This window comes from Mycobacterium ostraviense (assembly GCF_002705925.1).
Classification (GTDB): Bacteria; Actinomycetota; Actinomycetes; order Mycobacteriales; family Mycobacteriaceae; genus Mycobacterium; species Mycobacterium ostraviense.
In genome coordinates this window covers 901,401-927,096 of the sequence record NZ_NKRE01000001.1, presented here as the reverse complement: position 1 = coordinate 927,096, position 25,696 = coordinate 901,401, and the positions used below count along the sequence as shown (strand labels likewise).

The window sequence follows — 25,696 nt, the reverse complement described above, 5'->3', positions numbered from 1 at the left end:
TAGCCATGCAGACGACACGCCGATGGCAGTCGCCGTGGTTTCAGTCTCGATGAACGCAATCCCAGCAGTACCCCCGATACGAGCCGAGCCGGGTCCTAGCGCAGCTGGGAGCGTCCGCGTTGCAGCACGGCCTCCCGATTCGCGGCGATGTCGTCGCCGCTGGTGCGAAATTGCCTGGCGGCCATGGCTTCCAGCCACAGCCCGGCACTGGTGTGGGCGTCGTCGATGCGGTGGTAGGACGCCAGCAGCGCGCGCACCGCGTTCTGGTTGTTGCCGACGACGGACGCCGCAACGCGGCGGGCGGTGGGCAGCAGTTCGTCGTGCGGCACGACCTCGGTAACCAGGCCGGCCCGCAGCGCGTCGGCGGCGGAAAGGTAGTCGCCGGTAAGGCTCATCCGGCGGGCCATACCCACGCCCACCTTCTGCGGCAACCGCACGCTGAGTCCCCAGGTCGGCAGCAGACCCACCCGGGCATGCGTGTCCGCGAAGCGGGCGTGCTCCGAGGCGATCAGGATGTCGCAGTACAGCGCCAGTTCGAGCCCGCCGGTCACCGCCGCGCCGTTGATGGCGCCGATCACCGGCTTGGCCATGGCCGGCCAGCGCGGTGAGATGTCCGGCAATGCCGATTGGCCGCCCAGCTCTTTGAGGTCCAGTCCCGCGCAGAACGCCGGATCGGCGCCGGTGAGGATGATCACGTCGACGTCGTCGTCGGCGTCGGCTTCGGACAGTGCCCCGAAGAAGCGGTCCCGCAGCGCCGCCGACAGCGCATTGCGGGACGGGGGGCGGTTAAGGGTCAAGGTGCGGATCCGCTCGTCGGTGTGGATCAGCAGGATGTCGTCGGTCATAGGGCAACCGTAGCCAGTTGCGGACGGCGCCGACGGGCTGTGCCGCCGCAGCCGGGAACGGCCGGGAATGGCTGGGCAATGTACGTCCGATGAACAATTGTCAACCGGCTTGGACGTTCGGTCCGAAGAAAGCTACGCTTCGCTTCAACTGGTTAACAAGTGCAAGTAACAACTGTTGTGTACGCAACAGTGTGACTTTGCTCACTGTGTGGGATGGGCGGTGGATCAAGCACCAACACCGATGCCGCCACGTCCTCGCTAAGGAGACGACGCGAATGGATTATGGCGGCTTACCACCGGAAGTCAACTCTGCGCGAATGTATACCGGCCCGGGGTCGATGTCGATGACAGCCGCGGCATCGGCCTGGAGTGCGCTGGCAGCCGAATTGGATTCCGCGGCAGCCGGTTATGAAACGCTGGTCAACCAGCTGGCCGGGGAAGGGTGGTTGGGCCCGGCGTCGACGGCGATGGCCGCCGCCGTCGCTCCCTATGTTGTCTGGATGCGGGCCACCGCCGCGCAAGCCGAGCAGACGGCCATGCAGGCGAGAGCCTCCGCAGCCGCCTACGAGAACGCCTTTGCCGCGATAGTGCCACCGCCGGCGATCCTGGCCAACCGTCTGCAGTTGGCCGAGTTGATGCAGTCGAACGTCTACGGCCAAAACACCTCAGCGATCGCGGCTTTGGAAGCCCAGTACGGCCAGATGTGGGCCCAGGACGCCACCGCCATGTACGAGTACGCCGCCGCTACCGGGTCCGCCACCACCTTGACCCCGTTCAAGCAGCCGCCGCACATCGTCAACCCCGCCGGCGCATCCGGCCAAACCGCTGCGGTCACTCACGCCGCTGCCACTTCGGCCGGCGCCAGCCAGTCAGCCCTTGCCCGTCTCATTTCGGGGATTCCCACGATGTTGCAAGGGCTCGCTACGCCGGTTGCTTCGGCGGTGTCGAGTTCACCGCTGGCGTGGCTGTGGCAGATCCTGTTCGGAACGTCCACATTTCCCACGTCGATTGCGGCGTTGCTGACCGACTTGCAGCCATACGCCAGCTTTCTTTACAACACCGAGGGCTTGCCCTATTTCAGCATCGGCATGGCGAACAACTTTGTTCAGTCGAGCAAGACTTTGGGGTTGCTCGGCGGCGCCACCCAGGCCGCGGCCGCCGCCGGCGGCGCGGCGCAGGGCGGTTTAGCGGGTTTGGGGAGCCTGGTGGGCGGCGGCGGGCAGGTATCGGCCGGTTTGGGCCATGCCGGGTCGATCGGCCGGTTGTCGGTTCCACCCTCGTGGGCGCAGGCCCTGCCGGACGTCGAGTCCATCCCGGCGCGTATGCCGGTCGAAACGTTCAAATTCGCGCCCGACGGCGCCGGTGCCGGAAACCTGTTGGGCGGCATGCCGCTCACCGGGCCGGCGGGGCACGGCGCGACTGGTTCCGGTCCGCGATACGGTGTTCGGCCCACCGTGATGGCGCGTCCGCCGTTCGCCGGATAACAACTGATGGCTACCGATACGGCACCGAGCGGCCGAAAACCTGGCCCGCGGGTCAACGCCTGCGCCGTGGCGATTCTGCGGCTGCGGGTCTTGTACGCGGGTGACGATCCGCAGTCACGGAGACGCCGATGATGTGCGGCGATTACGGGGCGCTGCCCCCGGAGATCAATTCCGCGCGGATGTATGCCGGTCCGGGTTCGGGATCCATGCTGGCAGCAGCCGCGGCTTGGGATGCGCTGGCAGGTGAGCTGGGCGCGACGGCGTCGGGCTACTCGTCAGTGATTTCCGAGCTGACCGGCGCGGCATGGATCGGTCCGGCGGCGGCTTCGATGATGGCCGCTGCCGCCCCGTATGTGACATGGCTCAGCGCCACCGCAATCCAGGCCGAACACACCGCCAGCCAGGCCCGGGTGGCCGCCGCCGCCTACGAGACGGCCTTCGCGATGACGGTGCCCCCGCCGGCGGTTACCGCCAACCGCGTCTTGCTGATGACGCTCGTCGCCACCAACTTCTTCGGGCAGAACACCCCGGCGATCGCGGCCACCGAGTCCGAATACGCCGAGATGTGGGCCCAGGATGCTGCCGCGATGTACGGCTATGCCGGCTCGTCGGCAACCGCCACCGTGCTGGCTCCGTTTAACCCGCCGCCGACGACTACCGGACTGAGCGGACCACTTCAGCAAACAGCAGCGGTGGCCGAAGTCGCCGCGACATTTGCGGGGACGGCACTATCGGCAAAGTTTGGGGGGCTCGCCTCCAGTCCGGCGATATGGCACGCGCTGGCACGACTGTCGTCGAACACGTGGTTCCCGGGATACGCGGCATTCGCACAATGGCTTGAGGCGCTGCTGCCCGACATCACTCCCGCGGAACGGACAACGCTGGTTCGGCTGGCCGGGTTGAGCTATTTCGGGATGGGAATAGCGCAATTCATTGCGTCGATCGCGCAGCAAACCATACCGGGCAGCCCGGGCGGCGCCGGCGACTCAGGGTCCTCGGTTGTTGACAGCTGGGGCCCGAAACTGCGCTTCGGGGCGCCCCCGGGTGCCGGGGCGGGTGGGGCCACAGCGGTGCCCGAACAGTATTGGGAACGCCTCGACAGTCTGGCCAGGCCGGTGTCGGCGGTGATGGGCAAGGCTGGCTCGATCGGGTCCTTGTCGACGCCGAGCAGTTGGGACGCCAGCGTTCGGGCGCTGCACGCTGCCCCCTGGGATCAGGAGTTCGACATCATCGGCTCTCTGGCGAACGCGAAGGCGAACGCCTACCTGCAGGGCATGCCGATGACAGCGGCCGGCAAGCACGCCGCGGCTGATCAGCGATACGGATTCCGGTATCGAGTGATGCAGCGCTCACCGTCTGCCGGGTAGTGCGGATACCGCGTCCTATCGTTGAGGGATGTGCCGGAACATCACCGAACTGCGCGGCCTGGAACCCCCGGCCACGGCTGTCGAGATTGCGGCCGCCGCCCGCCAGTATGTGCGCAAGGTCAGCGGCATCACCCGCCCGTCAACGGCCAACGCCGAGGCATTCGAGGCCGCGGTTGCTGAAGTGACGGCGACGACGACGCGGTTGCTGGCCGCGCTGCCGGCGCGGCGTCAGCCACCCAAGAGTGTCCCGCCGCTGCGCCGTCCCGAGGTGTTGGCCCGTCTGGCGAGATCCCAGTGACACCTGCGCTGAAGGAATGGAGTGCGGCCGTGCACGCGCTGCTGGACGGTCGTCAAACCGTGCTGTTGCGCAAGGGCGGCATCGGGGAGAAGCGGTTCGAGGTGGCGGCCGGAGAGTTCTTGTTGTTCCCGACGGTCGCGCACAGCCACGCGCAGCGGGTCCGGCCCGAGCACCGCGACTTGCTGGCCGAGGCGGCCGCCGACAGCACCGACGAGCGACTGGTGGTGCGGGCTGCGGCGAAAGTTGTTGCAGCACTGCAGGTTAACCGGCCAGAGGGGCTGGACGACATTCAGGATCTGCATATCTGGACCGCCGAGTCGATCCGCGCGGACCGGCTCGACTTCCGGCCCAAGCACAAGCTGGCCGTCCTGGTGGTGTCCGCGATCCCGCTCGCCGAGCCGGTTCAGGTCACCCGTATCCCCGAATACGCCGGTTGCACCAGCTGGGTGCAGCTGCCGATAGCGCCAAGCCTGGCGACGCCGGTGCATGACGACGCGGTGCTAGCCGAGGTCGCCGCCCGGGTCCGCGACGCGGTCGGCTGACGGGCCGGCGGGAAGCAGCAGCCTCCGGTGATCCCGCCGGCGGCACGCCACCTTACGAAGTTTCTGAAGTTTTGCCACTACTTGTCGGACCCTCGCCGTAGCTTTTGTCACACATCGCCCTGAGCTAGATGACGGAGATGAAGCTATGACGTTCGAAGAGTTTGTCGCGGCGGCGACACACGGTTTGGCCCGGCCATACCCGTACCAAACGGAACTGGCGCAATCGGGGCTGCCGGATGTACTTCGCGCGCCGACTGGGTCCGGAAAGACGCTGGCGGCACTGTTGCCGTGGCTGTACCGCCGGATCGCCCATCCCGATCCGGCCGTGCGCGCGGGGACGCCTCACTGGCTGGTTGTCGTGTTGCCGCAGCGCACGCTTGTCGAACAAACTGTCGACGCAGCGCGTCGATGGGTCGGCGCGTTGGGCGCTGCGGTCGGGGTGCATGTGTTGATGGGCGGTGAGGATAGGCGCGACCGCGAGTGGAAGACCCACCCGGACACCGAGCGAATCTTCATCGGCACCCAAGACATGGCGCTGTCGCGGCTCCTGATGCGGGGCTTCGCAGAAACCCGTGCCGCTTGGCCGATGAGCTTCGGTCTGCTGCACGCCGGGACCCAGTTCGTATTTGACGAGGTACAGCTGATGGGTCCGGGGCTGCCCACGTCGCTGCAATTGCAGGGCCTGCGGGAGGTTTTTGGCACCGCACTGCCCTGCCGGTCGATGTGGATGTCAGCGACGATCGACGTGGCAGAGCTATCCACCGCGGACTTGCGTAGACCGCTGTCCGTGGTCGACGTGACTGACGAGAGCGGCGAGCTCGCCCGGCGGATGGCCGCAACCCGCACAATTCGACAACTCCACCTTGATGCCGATTCGAAAAAGTACTCGGCCGCTTTGGCGGCAAGCGTGGTGGCCCTGCACCGGCCCGGTACTCGAACTCTGGTCGTTCTCAACACGGTCGAGCGCGCGATGAGCGTCCAGGCTGAGTTGGAGCGTCTTAAACAGCGCGTTGATGTCGTGTTGCTGCATTCACGCTTCCGACCTACCGACCGCGCATCCCAGACGGCCGCGGCCCTGGCTGAACCTGGCCCACAGGGCACGATCGTTGTCGCAACCCAAGTTCTGGAGGCGGGCGTCGATGTGACCTCGGAGACCCTGATCACCGAGGTTGCACCGTGGCCGTCGATCGTGCAGCGCGCGGGCCGCTGCAACCGCGACGGCCGCGCCGCCGACGCGCGACTCGTGTGGACGGTGCCAGTCGGCGCCAAGGCGCACTTGCCCTACGCGGCGGAAGATCTCGAATCCGCGGCTACGGCACTCGCGGCCCTCGAGGATCGTGCAATGACCGGCCGGGAGCTAGCAGAGCAGCAAGTCTCCACCACGCGGCCGATCCATCCCGTATTGCGCCGGCGCGACCTTCTGGATCTGTTCGACACGGCACCTGACCTTGCGGGCAACGACATCGACGTCAGCCCATTCATCCGCGATGCTGCTGATCGAACCGTATCGGTCGCCTGGCGCGACCTCAAAACTCCTGACATGCCCACCGTCCACCGAAGCGAGCTCTGCCAGGCACCGATCGCCGACGTCCGGGACATGCTCAAGTCGGAACCACAATGTGCCCGCATCTGGGATCAGGTAGACGGCACGTGGCGGCTCGCTCGGCGCGACGATGTCCGCCCAGGGGCAGTCATCGTACTGGACGCGCTGCATGGCGGTTACCTACCCGAACGCGGTTTCGACCCAGGCAGCAGGCAGGCAGTCGAACCGGTCACTGTGCCGTCGACGACACCCGACGCGTTTGACCGCGACCCGCTTTCCGTTGGGTTCGCAAACTGGATAGCTCTGGATGAACACCTCGTTGAGACCGAAGCTGTCGCGCGAGAGCTGTTACCGCGCTTCGGGCCCGGCGTCGACCTGACGGATCGCCAGCGCGATGCGATCGTCCGCGCCGCACTGCTTCATGACCTCGGCAAGGCGCATCCGACCTTCGCCGCATCGCTGGCGAAAGCGAACCCCGAGGCGCCACCTCCGGCTTCACTCGCGCTGTGGGCCAAATCACCCGGTCATCGGCCGTTGCGGCACGATCCGCCCCACTTTCGCCATGAGCTGGCGAGCGCGCTTTGGTTGCTGGACGCATCGACCGGGCTGCTGGACGACCATCAGGAACGCGACTTGATCGTGTACCTCGTTGCCGCTCATCACGGAAAAGTCCGAGTGACGATTCGCGGCAAACCCGACGAGCGACCAGGGGTCACGCTGGGCGTTAAAGAGGGAAGCAGCACAATCGGTTTCACGCTGAGTGGTCACCAGATCCCGGCCGTCAACCTGTCGTTGCAGCCGACGACACACGGCTCTGGTTCCTTGACCAGCCGGGCGCTTGCGCTACGCGATCGAGCTGACCTTGGCCCCTTCCGTCTTGCGTTCTGTGAGGCGGTCGTTCGAGCCGCCGACTGGCAGGCCAGCGCGAACGGAGGAATGTGATGGCTGAACTTGTCCTGGACGGCTGTCGGGTGACACCGCTGGCGGGGTACTTGTCCGCTCTCGGCGTGCATCGGGCCGTGCATCGCCTCCTGGACCCTGAAGCGCAAGGTCGCTGGAGCCAAGGTGTATACGTTCTTCGCTGCCGATTCGACACCATCGATGAGCTGACCGTTGCGCTGCACGCCAGCTTCGAGCCGGAATCAATTGTCTCGCCGTGGAATTCGGGCTCGGGATTTGCCGCCAATGGTAAGAGTCCTGCGGCCGAGCGAATCCTGCAGTGGATACGCGAAAGTACCGACGAACGGCTTTTGCCGTTACGGCTTGCCGTGGCCGGGGCTGACCGAGTCGTCAGCGACGGGCTCCGGCTGGGTATCGCGGACCTGTGGGACAAGAAGCGGAAACCGGAGGTGTTGCGACTTTGCCGAAACGAACTTCCCGACGCGGCGGTCGCGTGGCTGGACGCCGCGATCGCGCTGGGACAAGATGACGACCCGTCGTACTCCCGACTGCTCGGCACCGGCGGCAACCTGGGTCGTCAAGACCTTTCGGCGACATACCTTCAACAGGCTCGGACCGTACTTGAGCACCGTGACAGCGTGGCATGGCTGGCTTCTGCGCTCGACGGGCGCCCTCGTGCCCCGCTGCCAAAGGACTCGCCCGGTCAGTTCGACGCAGGCGGCGTCGGCGCGTCTGACGAGCCCAACTCGGTTGGTAATCCGTGGACATTTCTGTTTGTCATAGAGGGCACGTTACTGTTCGCCACCGCCGTTGTACGTCGGCACGGTGCCGCCTACTCTGGAGCGGCGTTGCCGTTCCAGGTGCCGGGTTCGACGGCGGGCTTCGCGTCGTCGGCATCAGGAGAGCATCCCCTTGCGGAACTATGGGCACCGGAATGGCCCGAACCCTTGTGCATCCCAGAAGCGGCGCACCTGCTCGGCGAAGGTCGCGCGGATTGGAACTCTCATGCTGCGCGGTCGGGCCTCGACATGGCGCGTGCAGCAGCCACTTTCGCTGTCGATCGAGGTATCGGAGCATTTCATCGGCATGTTTTCGTCGACCGGCTCGGGCAGAACCCGATCGCGGTGCCTGCCGGCCGCATCGACGTAGGCGTTCGCGGTGGGGTAGATCTGCTGGCTCCACTGGACCGTTGGCGCGAGGCGCTTCGTCGGTCCGACCCGCCCTCGCACATCTTTGCGCGGCTGCGTGCACTTGACCAGGCGATCTTTGACCATGCTTGCACCGGTCAGGATGCCGCGCTCGTGGAAGTATTTGCCGCGCTTGGTAGATGTCGATCCGCGGCATCCCGATCGGGAAAAGTTCGCGACTCCAAGTTGCCGGTGTTGAGTTTTCCGCACGGCGCCAAGCTGCTCGATCAGCTTCGGGACGTGATTCACCATGATCGTGAATTACGAATCGCACTGGCGCTCACAACGTCCCGTGACGGTGCAAGCACATTCGGCACGTGGTTGACAGATCCGCTCCTTGCCGGCGGCTTGGTTCCAGGACTCGCCGACATCGCGCGGCGCCGAAGCTTTCCGCTCGCGACTGACGAGGTGCGCACAGACCGCACGCCGTCGGTGCGCGGTGCGCGCATCGCGTTCGAGCGCGGCATGAGCCTGCGTTCGGGCGATATTCAGGCATTCGTTGAGGGCGCTATCGATGACGAGCGGACGGCAGCATTGACTCTTGGCCTATCGTGCGTTGACTGGCGGTATACGGGCGGCGAGAACCTGCCCGGGACGACATCAGCGTCTGCCCCTGCCCTTGACTTGGTCCTGCTGTTCACTGGCGCGGCACCCCTCGACTATGTGAACACAGACGGCGAATCGCGATCGCTTGTCGTCCGGCCAGGCCATGACTGGCCATCACGCTTGATCGCCGGACAGGTGGGGGCCGTCCTGCAGGACGCGTCACGCAGGCTGCGCGTTGCCGGTGTGCGGCACGTCGTGAGCGTGCGCGGCAGCGCCTTCGACGGCAGGCGGTTTGCGGCCGCGTTGCTGCTCACTATCAAGACATCCGATCGACGTGCGGCCCTGAACCGCGTAGCCGTAGTCGGATCCCACCAAACCGAGTTAGTACAGGAGGTAACAACATGAGCGGGCGCTACATCTATGATGCCGAACTCACGCCCATATCTGGAAGCACGTTTCAGCCCACCGGGTTTCCTGATATTGGCACGGCTACCTTCACCAGATACGAGGGTGGCCACGAAGTCGATGCACTTCTGGTCGAATCGGTGCAATCGATGGCGAACAGGCTTGAGGAGACCGCCTGGAACCACGCGGAGAACCGTCCGGTCGATGCGGTGGCCGGAATGCCGTGGGTCCGCGTGGTTCGAGCGAAGACCGGCGAATTCCTTACTTCGAGCCGGCTCGAAGCGCATCGATTGGCATCACCATTCGTGCATACGTCAATCTTGGACGGTCAACCCATGTTCGACGTCATCGGCAATCGTCTGGGCCTCAAGGCCGATACGCCGCTTGACTATCGCGCAATGGCTGCGGCGGTCGCACAATTAGATCCGTTCTGCCTGATGCACGGCGTGTTCTTCTCACACAAGAATTGGCTTGGTCAGCCGAAATTCATGCGCGCGATCTCCGGTGTGATCGAAGCCCATGACGTACAACGCGCCGTTAGCGGCGGTCGCAAATCCGACCGTGTCCGCCATCAGCTTGACAAAGATGGCGAGGGTGGAACCGCAGAGGGGTACGGGTCTGTGCCGTTCTCCAGGACGGAATGGACAGCAAAGCGAATCATTGGTTCATTCGTCATCGATATCGAGCTGCTCCGATCCTATGGGTTGCCCCCGTCAGCTACTGCGGCCTTGGAAACCTTGGCGCTCTGGGAGATTCGCAATCTACTCGAAGGCGGTCTGAGGCTGCGCACAGCATGTGACCTTGAGTTGGTGTCGCCGGTGACAGCCCGCCGCGGACCCGAGTTGCCAGCAGCCGACGAGCTTACAGGCGCCCTGCAGGATCTCATCACAAGGTCAGACGGGGTATTCGGTGACGGTGACGCGATCACCGTCTTATGGTCGGGGAAGAAGGGCTGACCATGCCGACCACCTTGGTGCTGAGGTTCCCGCTTGGGCGGTACCATGCGACGCCCTGGGATCGGCATGTGAACGAGGGCGCGGTGGAACTACCACCGTCGCCGTGGCGATTGCTGCGGATGCTATATGCCGTCTGGCAGACTCGCTGCCCCGAGATACCAGAGTCGGTGGTGCACCAGCTGCTTTCCCAGCTTGCCGTACCGCCCACATTTTATGTTCCCGCCCATAACATTTCGCATAGCAGGCACTACTATCCGGATGCCAGGGATGGGACGGACCGTACGCTCGACGCGTTTGCGGTGTTTGGCACGGAGGATCAACTGGCCGCTCGGTGGGCAATCGAACTTGAGGTCGACCAGCAGAATGCGTTGCGCCGCATAGCTAAGTCGATCCCATACTTCGGCCGTGCGGATAGCATCTGCACTGGTGCTATCGAAACGGATTGGGAGCCTAGGAGACACGCGGTCTGGAAGCCATTGGACGTCACTGAACGCGTAGACGACTATCGAGACACCACGTCGGTTCTCTCGTCCTCGATCCCCCTGGTTGTAGACACTCTTCTTGCACGTCCTGCCGAGGTGCGTCGTCGCGGCTTGAGGTTTCCGGTGGGCTCGCGGCTTGTTGCGTACGGTCTTGAGCAACCTGCTGAGGTCGAGCGAACTGTTGCCGGACGTCGGCGGGCTCCGACGGTAACCGCGGTCAGATTTGATGTCCTGCATGCCGCTCTCCCGCCGGACACCGACGCTGTCATCTATACCGACCTGCTGCGTCAGGCAGCGATCAAGCAGCTCGGTGAGAACAAAGAAGGCACCATGCTCGGCGGAAAGACCTCGGATAACACGCCGATGCAAGGCGGGTTACACGCGCACTACCTGCCGCTTTTTCGCGACCGACGCTTGACCGCGCTGGTGGTTTGGGTTCCCGGCATAATTCCGGAAAAGGAACTGAGCGCCTTGTGTGACATTCGGGCGCTCTACGACTACAAACGTCGCGTCCAGGTTCGCGTTTCCGGTGTGGGAAGGGTTGAGCAAACCGCCCCGGAGTTCATCGGGCCGGCCAGAACATGGTGTGCGGTCACGCCTTTCACGCCCGCACGGTACCCCAAGAAGAACCGCGACGATTGGCGCGAATTTGTGGTGCACGAGGTTCAGCGCGAACTTGAGCTGCGCGGTCATGAGCGAGCTGACGATGTCCAGTTCGTCGGCGGACCATGGACGGCGTTCGTCAGACACCGCCCCAGCGCGCGTATGCGAGGGGACAAACGGCAGGGTCAGGCGCACCTCCCAGCTGAGTTCCTCCGGCTCCGCTTCGCACACCCAACTCAGGGACCGCTCGCATTAGGCTGGCTGAGCCACTTCGGTCTCGGCCTCTTTCTGCCCGAGGGCTGAACGATGGACGAAGACCTGCTGCCCGCGCGGATGATCAACGAATTCGTCTACTGCCCCAGGCTCTTCTATCTCGAATGGGTCGAGGGGAGATTCGCCGACAGCGACGACACCCGGGTCGGCCAGCAGGTGCACCGGCGTGTTGACACTGAGACTGGCGCCGCCCCGTTGCCTGAGGAGGGCGAGTTGACTGCGGCGCGATCTGTGACGCTCAGTTCGCAGGAACTCGGTGTTATCGCCAAGATCGACGTGATCGAGGGTATCGATGGCAGCGTGGTCCCGATCGACTACAAGAAGGGCGAGCCACAGGCAGACGGTACACCGTGGCCGAGTGACGAAGTGCAGGCATGCATCCAGGGAATGGTCTTGCGCGACAACGGGTATCGTAGCGATCGCGCCGAACTCTATTATGCGACGCCGCGACGCCGTGTGAGCGTCGAATTGACCTCCGAACGGCTTGCACGAGTGACCGACGTCGTTGCGGCTGCGCGAAAGGTCGCACAGCAGTCTTCAGCACCGTTGCCCCTGGTGAACAGTCCAAAGTGCGTACGGTGTTCGCTGGTGGGCCTGTGCCTGCCTGACGAGACGAATGCGCTGCTCGCCCGTCAGGAACAACCACCGCGTCGGCTGGTGCCTCGAGATCCCGACCAGCGACCGGTGTACATCACTGAGCCGGGCTCCTTTGTCGGCGTTCGTAGCGCACGGCTCGAGGTCACACGAGACAAGGAAAAGATCGCCTCGTTTCGGCTCATCGATGTCCAGCAGCTGGTGGTGTTCGGTCGGGTCCAAGTCAGCACCCAGGCCCTTCACGAATGCTTCGCCCGCGATATCCCAGTGCTGTGGATGAGCACGGGCGGCTGGTTGCAGGGGTTCGCAGTGGGCCAGATTTCCAGATACGTCGAGGTCCGGCGGCGACAAACCGCCGCCCATGCGCAGGGTGGAAACGGCCTGGCGCAGCGCATGATTGCTGGCAAGATCGCGAATTGCCGTACGCTGTTGCGTCGCAACACCCGTGCCGATGTCGCGGCGACGGTGGCGGCGCTCAAACAGCTCTCTGCCAGTGCGGGCGAATGTGACGATTTCGCAGCCCTTCTCGGCATTGAGGGAGCCGCCGCCCGGCTCTATTTCTCTGAGTTTGCCAAGATGCTATCGAATTCTTGTGGCGAGGTCGCTGCCCAGTTCTCGGTGCTCGGGCGAAACCGCCGGCCGCCACCAGATCCCCTGAATGCGCTGCTGTCATTTTGCTACTCGATGCTGACCAAGGACCTGGTCGCGGTCATCGTGGGTGTCGGTCTGGATCCATATCTGGGCGTGTTCCATCGGTCGAGATATGGACGGCCTGCGCTTGCGCTCGATCTAGCTGAAGAATTTCGACCCCTGATCGCTGACTCGGTTGTCATTGGTGTGCTGAACAACGGCGAGATAGGACCGCGTGACTTTATCAGACGGGCTGGGGCCGTTGCGTTGACCAGCCAAGGAAGAAAGACGGTGCTGAAAGCTTATGAGCGTCGCCTCGAGACGAAGATCAGACATCCGGTATTCGGTTATCAGGTCAGCTATAGACGAGTGCTCGATGTTCAAGCGCGGATCTTGGCGGCCGTGCTTGTTGGTGAGCTTCCTGAGTATGTGCCCATGGTGACGAGATGACACGGCGTCGCTACCTGATGGCATACGACATCGCCGATCCTAAGCGGCTACGCCGTGTGTGCACCCTGATGGAAGACCATGGTGAGCGACTGCAATATTCGGTGTTCCTGTGCGATCTCAGCGTCGCAGAGCTAGCGGAACTCGAAGCAGCCGTTACTGCTGCGATGCATTTGGTTGAAGATAGTGTCGTCCGGATCGATCTCGGTCCAACATACGCAGCCGCGGCGATACGCCAGATCGGCCGTGGCCGCTGCATCCCCGCAGACGGGCCGCAGATCGTATGAACTGCGAGCGGTCATATGACAGGTGGGATCCTTGGAGGCGCTCGTTCGCAGGTAGGAGGCGTTACGGTGAACGCCGCACATCATCGGCAAGCGGATAGCAGCTCCTTGAAACTTGACTGCTCGCGGTGCCGTGTATCACGCCAGGTCAGGGGGCTCAGATTAGCCGAGCGGTTATTCCGGTCATTTTGGCCGGACACCATTGAGGCCAGAATTGCTCTGTGCATCAGCGCATGCCTGCGCTTGTTATTCCGGTCATTTTGGCCGGACACCATTGAGGCGAGCACCGCCCCAATGGCCGCAGACGCCAATGACACAGTTATTCCGGTCATTTTGGCCGGACACCATTGAGGCGCACGCAAAGCCCAGTTGGCCAACGCCGGCGGATTCGTTATTCCGGTCATTTTGGCCGGACACCATTGAGGCTGAGTAGCCCTTCTTATGTCGCCTTGACGATCTCGTGTTATTCCGGTCATTTTGGCCGGACACCATTGAGGCAGCAGCACGCTTTGACGGTTGCTTGCCGCTTCTGCGGGTTATTCCGGTCATTTTGGCCGGACACCATTGAGGCTGTCATGCCTTGAGTAAGGCGTGTGCCGTGACGTTAACGTTATTCCGGTCATTTTGGCCGGACACCATTGAGGCAAGATCACCTCTTCGGGTGTCACCTCGGGTGGGACGAGTTATTCCGGTCATTTTGGCCGGACACCATTGAGGCGTCACCAGCGACGAAGAATCCCTGTTCGACGTCAACGTTATTCCGGTCATTTTGGCCGGACACCATTGAGGCACGGACAGGCGCGCAGGCAGAGCGGCGATCATGCAGGTTATTCCGGTCATTTTGGCCGGACACCATTGAGGCGACACAAGTGCGGGGTTAGCGGCGTTGTCGAAGGAGGTTATTCCGGTCATTTTGGCCGGACACCATTGAGGCACCTCGGCGATGGCCGGCTATGAATCGGCCGCGGCTGTTATTCCGGTCATTTTGGCCGGACACCATTGAGGCGAATAAAGAGTATGCAAAACATGATCGGCACCCTGGTTATTCCGGTCATTTTGGCCGGACACCATTGAGGCTTGCCATCCCATCGGGTGTCCTCGGCGAAGCTCTCGGGTTATTCCGGTCATTTTGGCCGGACACCATTGAGGCGTGTCCAATGCGGCCGCAGTGATATGGAGCACGGGCCGTTATTCCGGTCATTTTGGCCGGACACCATTGAGGCCAGCGCGGCCGCGGCGGCCTCGCACCGTTCAGTAAGGTTATTCCGGTCATTTTGGCCGGACACCATTGAGGCCAGCGCTGTCTTGGCGCGTGACCACCAGTTGCTCACCCCGTTATTCCGGTCATTTTGGCCGGACACCATTGAGGCATCATCTCTCGTGTCAGGCCCCACAGGGCCAGCTCTAGTTATTCCGGTCATTTTGGCCGGACACCATTGAGGCTTAGTGACGTGCCCTGATGCGTAGGCGACCAATCCGGTTATTCCGGTCATTTTGGCCGGACACCATTGAGGCGCGAGGTTATTTCACTAACGAAAGGACAGGAATGAGGTTATTCCGGTCATTTTGGCCGGACACCATTGAGGCCGGCACCACGCTGATCCGGCTGGCCCGCAACATCCTGTTATTCCGGTCATTTTGGCCGGACACCATTGAGGCGACGACGACTCGGCCGAGAGCTTCGCCGAGGACACCCGTTATTCCGGTCATTTTGGCCGGACACCATTGAGGCGATAACTCAGCAGCCAAGCACTCGCCAGCCGGTGGGTTATTCCGGTCATTTTGGCCGGACACCATTGAGGCAGGTAGTCGGTGAAGAGTTTTTGCGGGCCGGTGGGGGTTATTCCGGTCATTTTGGCCGGACACCATTGAGGCCCCCCCGCCTTGTGCCAAAGCCGCCATGGCCCGCTCGTTATTCCGGTCATTTTGGCCGGACACCATTGAGGCTTACCGTCAGCGGCGGAGAAGTCGGGCAATATGAACGTTATTCCGGTCATTTTGGCCGGACACCATTGAGGCGACCCACACGACAACCTCATGGGTTTGCGGTTGGCGTTATTCCGGTCATTTTGGCCGGACACCATTGAGGCCGTTGAGGCGAAAGAAGAAGCCTTGGCCGCTTTTACGTTATTCCGGTCATTTTGGCCGGACACCATTGAGGCCGGACCGACACCCGATACCGGCGGTTGATTCACCTGGTTATTCCGGTCATTTTGGCCGGACACCATTGAGGCGTTCGCCGCGTTCGCCGCACAGCTGGAAGCCGACGGTTATTCCGGTCATTTTGGCCGGACACCATTGAGGCATGGGTGTCGGTTCTGAGGTTTACGCGGCCGTGCAGGTTATTCCGGTCATTTTGGCCGGACACCATTGAGGCAAGGCCCGTACGCACGCTGGTGGGCGTGGTTTGACCGTTATTCCGGTCATTTTGGCCGGACACCATTGAGGCTGGATGGGGCGATGGCGGGTTGGGTTGTGGCGACGAAGGTTATTCCGGTCATTTTGGCCGGACACCATTGAGGCGATCAAGCACTGCGACAGGGGTCCGGGCAAGAAGCCACGTTATTCCGGTCATTTTGGCCGGACACCATTGAGGCGGGTACCGGCGGCGGTTACATCTACGCGGACGGCAAGTTATTCCGGTCATTTTGGCCGGACACCATTGAGGCGTAGCTATTGCTAACGGTTTCTTTGACATGGAACCCGTTATTCCGGTCATTTTGGCCGGACACCATTGAGGCGCCTTCAACCCATGTGGCCCTACCGATATCCGCGCCGGTTATTCCGGTCATTTTGGCCGGACACCATTGAGGCGTCGAATCCTGGGCCGAGCAGATCGAGCGCTACAAGGTTATTCCGGTCATTTTGGCCGGACACCATTGAGGCTTCCGCACCCGCGGCGGCCGGTGGGTGCTGCACTGGTTATTCCGGTCATTTTGGCCGGACACCATTGAGGCGAGCGGCCACGGATCAGCCTTTCTCGCGTTCGCAGGTTATTCCGGTCATTTTGGCCGGACACCATTGAGGCATGTGTCGCACCAGCGGGTACATCTCCGCTTGCAAATGTTATTCCGGTCATTTTGGCCGGACACCATTGAGGCCGATATCGATCAGGTGATAATGCCAACCAGGCTCAAGTTATTCCGGTCATTTTGGCCGGACACCATTGAGGCCGGTTACTTCCAGCAAGCCGCGTGGTACCGCGACGGGGTTATTCCGGTCATTTTGGCCGGACACCATTGAGGCGCTTGCCGCATGGTGGCCAACTGCACGGCGATCCGTCGTTATTCCGGTCATTTTGGCCGGACACCATTGAGGCCCGCTTGTGCGGGTGCGTTACGACCCCTGGGAGATGCGTTATTCCGGTCATTTTGGCCGGACACCATTGAGGCCTTTGCCCGAGTTCAGAACGGTGGATCGTCCGCGTGTTATTCCGGTCATTTTGGCCGGACACCATTGAGGCGCGCCAACGCGGCGGCAAAAGCGACGGGGCCAGCGGTTATTCCGGTCATTTTGGCCGGACACCATTGAGGCTGCGTCGATGTCGGCGCCTACGAAGGATTTGCAGGTTATTCCGGTCATTTTGGCCGGACACCATTGAGGCCGTTGGTCGGGCCGGGTTGATAAGGCGCACGACAGCGTTATTCCGGTCATTTTGGCCGGACACCATTGAGGCTGCGAAGGGGATTGCTGGTGCGACGCCGCCGACGTTGTTATTCCGGTCATTTTGGCCGGACACCATTGAGGCACCCATGCGCGTACGGCGGAGGAATCGACGTGTGCGAGGTTATTCCGGTCATTTTGGCCGGACACCATTGAGGCGGGTGCTCGGCTGGCGGGTGCGCTCCTCGGGCACTGGTTATTCCGGTCATTTTGGCCGGACACCATTGAGGCTTCGTCGCTGGTGACAATCAACAACAGCCACGCGTACGTTATTCCGGTCATTTTGGCCGGACACCATTGAGGCCAAAATCTGGATAGAATCCCGGTAGTCCCCCGGACGTTATTCCGGTCATTTTGGCCGGACACCATTGAGGCGGCGACCGCGCCCGCCTACGCGCCACCACTCACCTCGTTATTCCGGTCATTTTGGCCGGACACCATTGAGGCCTCCATACGGTGCGCCATTTCAAATGCTCGTAGTCGGTTATTCCGGTCATTTTGGCCGGACACCATTGAGGCATCACGTTCATCTCGCAGATCCCAATCATCGGACCTAGGTTATTCCGGTCATTTTGGCCGGACACCATTGAGGCAGGCATTACGTGGTTTGGAGGGGGGCCACAATCAGGTTATTCCGGTCATTTTGGCCGGACACCATTGAGGCGAATAGAAGCGGCCACCTCCATGCGCCAACCCCTGCGCGTTATTCCGGTCATTTTGGCCGGACACCATTGAGGCTGTACATGAGGCGCCATCTGGGCGCGATGCTCATCGGTTATTCCGGTCATTTTGGCCGGACACCATTGAGGCTTGTCCACCCACGGCTGCGGGTCAATCAGGGATGAGGTTATTCCGGTCATTTTGGCCGGACACCATTGAGGCGGCCGCGGTGCAGTTCGGGTCATCCGGCAATCACTAGGTTATTCCGGTCATTTTGGCCGGACACCATTGAGGCTGGGTCGTCCAACGGGATTTGGTAGAACTGATCAATACGTTATTCCGGTCATTTTGGCCGGACACCATTGAGGCCCGCAACCCAGGCGATCACCGCGGCCATCCCCCAAGTTATTCCGGTCATTTTGGCCGGACACCATTGAGGCACTGTCGTCGCGTTCACTTCTATCGTTGTACCACTGCTGTTATTCCGGTCATTTTGGCCGGACACCATTGAGGCAGTCCGTGCTGGTCGATGCGATCTACGCCGATATCGAGTTATTCCGGTCATTTTGGCCGGACACCATTGAGGCAAGCGACTGTTGCGACGAGGATCTTGCGTGGGTCGGGTTATTCCGGTCATTTTGGCCGGACACCATTGAGGCCCTGGTTCTGTCGTTCATTCAGTTCCGGTAAACACATGTTATTCCGGTCATTTTGGCCGGACACCATTGAGGCACTCACAGCATGGGCTAAGGCCCTTGGCGTCGAGCCGGTTATTCCGGTCATTTTGGCCGGACACCATTGAGGCCTGCCGGCGTGGTTCCAATTTCCCCGGGCGTTCATGTTATTCCGGTCATTTTGGCCGGACACCATTGAGGCACCAGGTCGCCGGGCGACGGGTCGGCCGCTCGGAGTGTTATTCCGGTCATTTTGGCCGGACACCATTGAGGCGTCAAGCGGGCTTCGATGGCGTCGAAGATTGCGTCAGGTTATTCCGGTCATTTTGGCCGGACACCATTGAGGCCGAAAGCGTTCACGTCAGACGCCAGCCCGGCTATCTCCACGTTATTCCGGTCATTTTGGCCGGACACCATTGAGGCGTCATCAACGAGAACGTTCTGGCAGCCAAGCCGCACACGTTATTCCGGTCATTTTGGCCGGACACCATTGAGGCACCCATCCGGCTAGCGCACCCTCAAACGCCTGTCCAAAGTTATTCCGGTCATTTTGGCCGGACACCATTGAGGCTACAGACCACCATGCTAGTACGGCGTCCTCATATAAGGTTATTCCGGTCATTTTGGCCGGACACCATTGAGGCACCTCTCGGTCTGCTCACCGCCGTTCGCCGGACTAGTTATTCCGGTCATTTTGGCCGGACACCATTGAGGCCGGGCAGCCGGATTCTCTCGTCGCCCTATGGGGCGAGGTTATTCCGGTCATTTTGGCCGGACACCATTGAGGCAACCTACGGAGTACTCAGCCTACTGGGACTGGATCAAGTTATTCCGGTCATTTTGGCCGGACACCATTGAGGCGCATAAGGCGTCAGCGAGTTTGAGAAAACTGAGGATGTTATTCCGGTCATTTTGGCCGGACACCATTGAGGCCGCCTGTTGGGCAGCAGCGTTTCGAGCTTTCCAATCACGTTATTCCGGTCATTTTGGCCGGACACCATTGAGGCAGTCGTGGGCTGTTTAGGTCTATACGTCGGGGTACAGGGTTATTCCGGTCATTTTGGCCGGACACCATTGAGGCCTTCAACCCCGGCCGGGAATATTCGTCCCGGTTCAAGTTATTCCGGTCATTTTGGCCGGACACCATTGAGGCCCCCAGCCTGCGCCGATGTCGAGTAGGCGGCTTCCGGGTTATTCCGGTCATTTTGGCCGGACACCATTGAGGCTCTTGTCCGACATCAGTCCGTCGTAGAGCGCTTTCGGGTTATTCCGGTCATTTTGGCCGGACACCATTGAGGCCATCCCCGTCCCTGTGAAGGGCCGCAAACCGGTGGTGGTTATTCCGGTCATTTTGGCCGGACACCATTGAGGCTCGTCACCACATCTTGCACCGATGCCACTGCGATATGTTATTCCGGTCATTTTGGCCGGACACCATTGAGGCCGCGCCTGGCTCAAACATCATCTCGCCCAAGCACTCGTTATTCCGGTCATTTTGGCCGGACACCATTGAGGCTGGATGGTCGCGGCTCTATGAGTACTTCCAGCCCGGGTTATTCCGGTCATTTTGGCCGGACACCATTGAGGCCAGCGAGGCGGTGTTGTTCGCCGCCGCCTGATAGGGTTATTCCGGTCATTTTGGCCGGACACCATTGAGGCGGTACTCCTCGTCGCCGTGCTTGGGCTTTTGCCTCGTGTTATTCCGGTCATTTTGGCCGGACACCATTGAGGCGCCGCCCAGCGCGACACCATCGTTGGGATATCCACGTTATTCCGGTCATTTTGGCCGGACACCATTGAGGCAATTTTTGCGTTAATTTGGTCTGTGACCACCCACGCGTTATTCCGGTCATTTTGGCCGGACACCATTGAGGCTCGAGAAAATTCATATGATCTTGAAATGGCGAAACACGTTATTCCGGTCATTTTGGCCGGACACCATTGAGGCGAGCGCCGGCGGCTGCATCATGACTCAGGACGCACCGTTATTCCGGTCATTTTGGCCGGACACCATTGAGGCCGGCGCGGCGCCGCGACTGTCAACACCGCCGACATGTTATTCCGGTCATTTTGGCCGGACACCATTGAGGCTCGGGATCCGGCGGGAACCCCGCCAAATCCGCAAGGTTATTCCGGTCATTTTGGCCGGACACCATTGAGGCGAGACTAGCCGCTGTCATGACACCCTGCCAACTCGACACGTTATTCCGGTCATTTTGGCCGGACACCATTGAGGCACCGCAACTTGCGGATGATCTCGTCATCGTTTTTGGCGTTATTCCGGTCATTTTGGCCGGACACCATTGAGGCGATGTTGCCGAAACCGCGGATGAACGCCCCATCAACGTTATTCCGGTCATTTTGGCCGGACACCATTGAGGCTAGGTAGTCCGTACTGGGGCGTCGTAAATCCTGTCGTTATTCCGGTCATTTTGGCCGGACACCATTGAGGCAAGTCCGTCCGCGGCGGCGGTGAGACGCGGATCGCGGTTATTCCGGTCATTTTGGCCGGACACCATTGAGGCGACGACCAACGGCTGCACGTGCGGTCAGCACATCACCTGTTATTCCGGTCATTTTGGCCGGACACCATTGAGGCGGGCAGCGCGGGAGCGGGCCGGGTTCTCATGCCAGGACGTTATTCCGGTCATTTTGGCCGGACACCATTGAGGCGTGCGGATCGCCTGCGCCTGCGGGTCTTTCCACACGTTATTCCGGTCATTTTGGCCGGACACCATTGAGGCTTTGAGCTGGTCGATTACTATGGGTTGACGGTCACGGTTATTCCGGTCATTTTGGCCGGACACCATTGAGGCTGGATGGCGTCCTGGACCAGTGTCGTCGCCGAAATAGTTATTCCGGTCATTTTGGCCGGACACCATTGAGGCCTCCGAAGCCAGCCGGGGGGATTTTGGCCGTTTCAGGGGTTATTCCGGTCATTTTGGCCGGACACCATTGAGGCCTGTTCTCCTCGGCGGCCATTGAGGTGTACGAGCAGCGTTATTCCGGTCATTTTGGCCGGACACCATTGAGGCCAAGATGTGGTGGCTAAAACTGCCGAGGCGCATGAAGTTATTCCGGTCATTTTGGCCGGACACCATTGAGGCGGGCGGATTTTGCGGGCAATAAAGTTGCTTGCGTCGCGTTATTCCGGTCATTTTGGCCGGACACCATTGAGGCTGACACTGTCTGTGCTAGTTGCGCTGTTGTCGGTCAAGTTATTCCGGTCATTTTGGCCGGACACCATTGAGGCCGGGCACTGTCGAGGAGTTCGAGCGTGATGTACGGCGTTATTCCGGTCATTTTGGCCGGACACCATTGAGGCCCGCCGGATCGCTGCCAATTCGCGCCTTGTACCGCCTTATTCCGGTCATTTTGGCCGGACACCATTGAGGCAACCGCCCCGCTGGCGACTTTATCGCCCGCAAAATCCGGTTATTCCGGTCATTTTGGCCGGACACCATTGAGGCGCCAACACATCCCCGAAGCCCTGACTGACAGGCAACTTATTCCGGTCATTTTGGCCGGACACCATTGAGGCTGCCAGAAGGGATAACGGAGGGAAGCTTCGCGGCACGTTATTCCGGTCATTTTGGCCGGACACCATTGAGGCCCGTTGTGGCAGCACGATCTAAGACCGGCATGAGGGGTTATTCCGGTCATTTTGGCCGGACACCATTGAGGCGCATACTTCGGCGGCAAGCAGAAGATCGCCGCGACCGTGTTATTCCGGTCATTTTGGCCGGACACCATTGAGGCGGGTCTTAACACCTTTGGCGCCGGCCGAACCCAGCCCGTTATTCCGGTCATTTTGGCCGGACACCATTGAGGCGATCTGATCAATCACAGATTGATGGGCCCTTACCGGGTTATTCCGGTCATTTTGGCCGGACACCATTGAGGCCGTTCACTCGGCGAAGAGTTCGACACGCTGGTAGCCCGTTATTCCGGTCATTTTGGCCGGACACCATTGAGGCCTCGATCACATTCGCCGGCCGTATCTGCCCAAACTGTGTTATTCCGGTCATTTTGGCCGGACACCATTGAGGCCGGAAAGCCTGATCTTCTCCCGGCACGCTCGGAACGGTTATTCCGGTCATTTTGGCCGGACACCATTGAGGCACTATAAGACAGCGAAAGTCATTGAGACAGCCCACGTTATTCCGGTCATTTTGGCCGGACACCATTGAGGCTCTAATTCGTCAGCTTGCCCCTTAGTTTTACGCAGCGGTTATTCCGGTCATTTTGGCCGGACACCATTGAGGCGCGAGTAGCCGCCACTCGTTCAGTCGGGGGCTGATGGTTATTCCGGTCATTTTGGCCGGACACCATTGAGGCCGTCATGGTGTGCGATACCCCAGCAGTGCTACACATGTTATTCTGGTCATTTCTGCCGGACACTATTGAGGCGCGAGGAACCGATGCGTACATCACCATGATGAACCCGGTTATCCGGGTTATTGTGACCGGACACAATCGACGCTGACGCGCCAAGCCTGGCGACGCCGGTGCATGACGACGCGGTGCTAGCCGAGGTCGCCGCCAGAGTTCGCGACGCGGTCGGCTGACGGGCCGACGGGTAGCAGCAGCCGGGAATTGCCGAAATGCACCGAATGCGTCACCGGCTTGGTTTGCTGGCCGGTCAGCGTCGGTTCTCCGGTGCCGAGGTTGGGTGCGTAGCGGGGAAACCAGCTGCCGGCGATCAGGACGCGGATGCGCGAGCCCGCTTTGAATCGGTGGGCGACGGCGTCGAGTTCGATGCGGACCGTCTCCGGCGCGTCCCCCAGCCGACGGTAGCCGTCGCTGACATTGCGGGATCGGCCTTTGGCGTCGACCTCACTGACCCGGATGAACACGTCGACATTGGGGTTGTCCGAGGAGTGCGTGAATTCGACGACGGGGCTGCCGTAGGCGTACAGATCGTGGGCAAGAGCGGCGCCGGTGAAGCAGAGCACGTCGTCGCGGCGCGCGAGTCGGCTGTCGTTGCGGTAGCCGCCTTTCGACAACAGCGGACCGCCAATAATGGGGGTCGGGTCCGCGGGATCGAAGCGGAAAGTCGCCGGCGGTGCATCGGCCGTCGGCGCCGTCTCGTCCAGCCGGCCATTCGGATGCAGGTACAGCACCCGTTCGGTGGTGGCCGGCGGCCATTGCGGCAGGGAGCGCCAGCCGTGCTGGTTCACGAAGACCCGGACGGCAGCTGGGCGGCGCGGGGCTGGGGCGTCGCCCAGGTGGGCGTCCAACCAGTCCAACGACTCCCGAGCGCAAGTGGACAGCCCCTTGCTCATGGTCTGGGTATGGGTCCACGGACCGACTGTCAGCGCCACGTCGACCCCGCGGTCACGCAGCTGCCGATACTGGTGCAGCGTCTGGTCCAGGAAGATGTCCTGCCAGCCGCTCAGCAGCAGGACCGGAACCTCAACACGGTCCAGCGCGGCGGGGTAGCGCCGTGATTCCCAGAACGGGTGATCGTGGTCGGGGTTTTCCACCCAGGCTTCGAACCAGGGTGCGCCCTCGCCGAGCAGTGTCCTGGCCGCCGAGTTCATCGGCAACCCAGAGATGGCGCGTTTCACCTTGCGCGGCGCCCGCAGCTGGCGGATCGCGCCCCGCAGCGGCCCCGATTCCTCTTGACGCGAAACCAGATAGCTCCAGCCCAAGAAGTCGTTGACGGCAAACGATCCGGTGCTCCACACCGAGGCCCGGAAATCGTGCGGCCCCACGGTGATGACGGCCGCTGCCAGTTCCGGCGGCGGATCGTGCAGCAGCGCCCACTGGGTAAAGCCCAGGTAGGACAGCCCGACGGTGCCGAACCGGCCGGTGAACCACGGTTGGCGCCGCAACCACTCGACGGTGTCGGCACCGTCGGCCGCTTCGTTGGCCATCGGTTCGAAGTCACCGGCCGAGCCGAAAGTTCCGCGCACGCTTTGCAATACGACGTGATAGCCGCGCGCGGCGTAGAGCCCGGCGAACACCAAAGAAAACGGAAATCCCCGCCCGTAGGGGCCGCGGACCAGCAACGTGCCGACGGGCTCGGACGTGGTCGGCGCATAGTGGTCGGCGATCAGGTGAATCCCGTCGCGCATGGGGACGTGCACCCGGCTCACGGTGTAGCGCGTGGTTGCGCGGGGCAGACGCAGCAGCGCGCCAACCGCTCCCGGGACAGCGCGGCCGCCTCGCCTGCGCTGCTCGGACCGGGGCGAGGTTGTGCTCACGTTGCGCGGCTTAGAACTTGTAATACGGGGCCAGATCGTTGGCCCGCTGCAGGTTGGTTGACGGGCAGTCGACGTCGGGCTCGGAGTAGACCGTGGAGTAGAACAGCGACTGCTGAATCACTCCATAGCTGGTCTTGAAGGTCACCATGCAGGAGGAGTACCAGAAGCTGTTGTGGTAGGTCGGCTTCAGCACCCAGTACTGCGCGGCCCGGTGGCCGGCGATCGTGGTCTCGATGGCGTCCGCCGGCAGGGTCTGGGCGTAGCTGCGCCAGGTGATGGGCTCGACGGCCAGCTGGTAGTTGCCCGCGTCGTAGTGACACCGCAACCCCTCCTCGGCCTCCGGCGGTGTGTAGGCCAAGCCGAGGCGCTGGACTGCATCGAAGGGAATGTCGTTGCACGGGTCGAACGGGCTCGGGTCGGTGGTTGCCACGATGGGGCTCTTCATCGTCGTCGACATCGGTTCTGCGGTTGACCGCAACTCGACCTTGCCGTCGGCCGGCGTCGGCGAGGCGCCCTGCCAGCCCACCGTGCCCCCGATGGCCGCTGCGACCAGCGCACCGACCGCTGAAGCCAGACGCACCTTGGCGAACACGACACCCCCTGCCCTTGGTGGTCCTTTTGCCGGGAGTGTACAAGTCGCCTCCGCGCCGTCACAGGGGTTCGTCGACTTGTTGTCATGCGGCCTACTTGTCATGCTTGTCTGCCCAACAGTGGGCGGGTGGTCTCAGAGCCGCTGACGTTTGGCGGGGCCCGTCGAAAACGCGAGGAGGTAGTCGTGTTTCAGATCAGTCCGGAGCAGTGGATGTGCTCGGCGGCGCAGGTGACCGCGCATGGCGAGGGCCTGGCAGCCGGACATCTGACGTCCGACTACCGGCTCCAGGCTGCGCAGGTCGGTTGGCAGGGCGCCTCAGCGACGGCGCTCAATGCCAAGAAGGGCGACTGGTGGGAAGCGTCGAGGGCACTGCTGACCAGGATCGGTGATCACGCACGCGGTCTGCACGAGGCCGCGGTTATCATGCGGCGGCGGAAGAGGAGCGGGCACGGGCGCTGGCCCAAATTGGTGTTTCCGCCTGCGGCAAGGCCACTGTGCGTCAGGCGTGATCA

Annotated in this window: 13 protein-coding genes, 1 pseudogene and 1 CRISPR repeat array; of the genes and pseudogenes, 11 read left to right on the top strand and 3 right to left on the bottom strand. The window is 61.9% G+C overall.

Annotated elements, in window-relative coordinates; genetic code table 11:
- Window positions 1-95: 95 nt before the first annotated feature.
- On the bottom strand, window positions 96-845 hold the full coding sequence (locus tag CDN38_RS04150; RefSeq protein WP_075511284.1) for an enoyl-CoA hydratase: 750 nt from the start codon (window positions 843-845) through the stop codon (window positions 96-98).
- 275 nt (window positions 846-1,120) lie between these two features.
- On the opposite strand from CDN38_RS04150, the gene CDN38_RS04145 reads away from it, so the two are divergent.
- The 10 genes from CDN38_RS04145 to cas2 all read left to right on the top strand — a co-directional run bounded on the left by CDN38_RS04145 (window position 1,121) and on the right by cas2 (window position 13,389).
- Complete coding sequence (locus CDN38_RS04145; RefSeq protein WP_075511283.1) at window positions 1,121-2,329, top strand: PPE family protein; 1,209 nt, start codon at window positions 1,121-1,123, stop codon at window positions 2,327-2,329.
- Window positions 2,330-2,457: 128 nt separating this feature from the next.
- Complete coding sequence (locus CDN38_RS04140) at window positions 2,458-3,696, top strand: PPE family protein (protein ID WP_075511282.1); 1,239 nt, start codon at window positions 2,458-2,460, stop codon at window positions 3,694-3,696.
- A 28-nt stretch (window positions 3,697-3,724) separates the two neighbouring features.
- A complete protein-coding gene (locus CDN38_RS04135) occupies window positions 3,725-3,994 on the top strand; it encodes a DUF2277 family protein (RefSeq protein WP_099318789.1) in 270 nt (89 codons plus the stop codon).
- Window positions 3,991-4,536 (top strand): DUF1802 family protein, encoded by a 546-nt coding sequence (locus tag CDN38_RS04130; protein WP_099318788.1) that lies wholly within the window; start codon window positions 3,991-3,993, stop codon window positions 4,534-4,536. Before CDN38_RS04135 ends, CDN38_RS04130 begins: the two co-directional genes overlap by 4 nt.
- 145 nt (window positions 4,537-4,681) lie before the next feature.
- Complete coding sequence (locus CDN38_RS04125; protein ID WP_099318787.1) at window positions 4,682-7,021, top strand: CRISPR-associated helicase/endonuclease Cas3; 2,340 nt, start codon at window positions 4,682-4,684, stop codon at window positions 7,019-7,021.
- Window positions 7,021-9,117, top strand: coding sequence for a type I-G CRISPR-associated protein Cas8g1/Csx17 (gene cas8g1 / locus CDN38_RS04120; RefSeq protein WP_075511278.1), 2,097 nt, complete (start codon window positions 7,021-7,023; stop codon window positions 9,115-9,117). The genes CDN38_RS04125 and cas8g1 overlap by 1 nt, the downstream gene beginning before the upstream one ends.
- Window positions 9,114-10,073, top strand: coding sequence for a type I-G CRISPR-associated RAMP protein Csb1/Cas7g (cas7g, locus tag CDN38_RS04115; protein ID WP_075511277.1), 960 nt, complete (start codon window positions 9,114-9,116; stop codon window positions 10,071-10,073). Before cas8g1 ends, cas7g begins: the two co-directional genes overlap by 4 nt.
- Window positions 10,074-10,075: 2 nt before the next feature.
- Window positions 10,076-11,461 carry a type I-G CRISPR-associated protein Csb2 gene (gene csb2 / locus CDN38_RS04110; RefSeq protein WP_075511300.1) on the top strand — a complete coding sequence of 462 codons (1,386 nt, stop codon included), beginning with the start codon at window positions 10,076-10,078 and terminating at the stop codon, window positions 11,459-11,461.
- Between the two features lie 3 nt (window positions 11,462-11,464).
- Window positions 11,465-13,105, top strand: coding sequence for a CRISPR-associated endonuclease Cas4/Cas1 (locus CDN38_RS04105; protein WP_075511276.1), 1,641 nt, complete (start codon window positions 11,465-11,467; stop codon window positions 13,103-13,105).
- Window positions 13,102-13,389 (top strand): CRISPR-associated endonuclease Cas2, encoded by a 288-nt coding sequence (gene cas2 / locus CDN38_RS04100; protein WP_075511275.1) that lies wholly within the window; start codon window positions 13,102-13,104, stop codon window positions 13,387-13,389. The genes CDN38_RS04105 and cas2 overlap by 4 nt, the downstream gene beginning before the upstream one ends.
- Window positions 13,390-13,559: 170 nt before the next feature.
- Window positions 13,560-22,793: a CRISPR direct-repeat array (repeat unit 36 nt; unit sequence GTTATTCCGGTCATTTTGGCCGGACACCATTGAGGC).
- 116 nt (window positions 22,794-22,909) lie between these two features.
- Here the strand turns inward: cas2 and CDN38_RS04095 are convergent.
- Together CDN38_RS04095 and CDN38_RS04090 are read right to left on the bottom strand one after the other, a co-directional pair.
- Window positions 22,910-24,592 carry a CocE/NonD family hydrolase gene (locus CDN38_RS04095; protein ID WP_075511274.1) on the bottom strand — a complete coding sequence of 561 codons (1,683 nt, stop codon included), beginning with the start codon at window positions 24,590-24,592 and terminating at the stop codon, window positions 22,910-22,912.
- 10 nt (window positions 24,593-24,602) lie between these two features.
- The gene (locus CDN38_RS04090) at window positions 24,603-25,184 is read right to left on the bottom strand and encodes a DUF3558 domain-containing protein (protein WP_075511273.1); all 582 of its coding nucleotides are present in this window, start codon (window positions 25,182-25,184) and stop codon (window positions 24,603-24,605) included.
- A gap of 183 nt (window positions 25,185-25,367) precedes the next feature.
- Between CDN38_RS04090 and CDN38_RS04085 the strand changes: the two are divergent.
- Window positions 25,368-25,693 (top strand): annotated as a pseudogene (locus tag CDN38_RS04085) (hypothetical protein).
- The last annotated feature ends 3 nt before the right edge of the window (window positions 25,694-25,696 follow it).

What these genes read in the sequence shown, in the direction of transcription:
- CDN38_RS04125 (WP_099318787.1), top strand. Translation starts at nt 4,682, where the DNA reads ATGACGTTCGAAGAGTTTGTCGCGGCGGCGACACACGGTTTGGCCCGG.
- cas8g1 (WP_075511278.1), top strand. Translation starts at nt 7,021, where the DNA reads ATGGCTGAACTTGTCCTGGACGGCTGTCGGGTGACACCGCTGGCGGGG.
- cas7g (WP_075511277.1), top strand. Translation starts at nt 9,114, where the DNA reads ATGAGCGGGCGCTACATCTATGATGCCGAACTCACGCCCATATCTGGA.
- CDN38_RS04150 (WP_075511284.1), bottom strand. Translation starts at nt 845, where the DNA reads ATGACCGACGACATCCTGCTGATCCACACCGACGAGCGGATCCGCACC.
- CDN38_RS04105 (WP_075511276.1), top strand. Translation starts at nt 11,465, where the DNA reads ATGGACGAAGACCTGCTGCCCGCGCGGATGATCAACGAATTCGTCTAC.
- CDN38_RS04140 (WP_075511282.1), top strand. Translation starts at nt 2,458, where the DNA reads ATGATGTGCGGCGATTACGGGGCGCTGCCCCCGGAGATCAATTCCGCG.
- cas2 (WP_075511275.1), top strand. Translation starts at nt 13,102, where the DNA reads ATGACACGGCGTCGCTACCTGATGGCATACGACATCGCCGATCCTAAG.
- CDN38_RS04145 (WP_075511283.1), top strand. Translation starts at nt 1,121, where the DNA reads ATGGATTATGGCGGCTTACCACCGGAAGTCAACTCTGCGCGAATGTAT.
- csb2 (WP_075511300.1), top strand. Translation starts at nt 10,076, where the DNA reads ATGCCGACCACCTTGGTGCTGAGGTTCCCGCTTGGGCGGTACCATGCG.
- CDN38_RS04135 (WP_099318789.1), top strand. Translation starts at nt 3,725, where the DNA reads ATGTGCCGGAACATCACCGAACTGCGCGGCCTGGAACCCCCGGCCACG.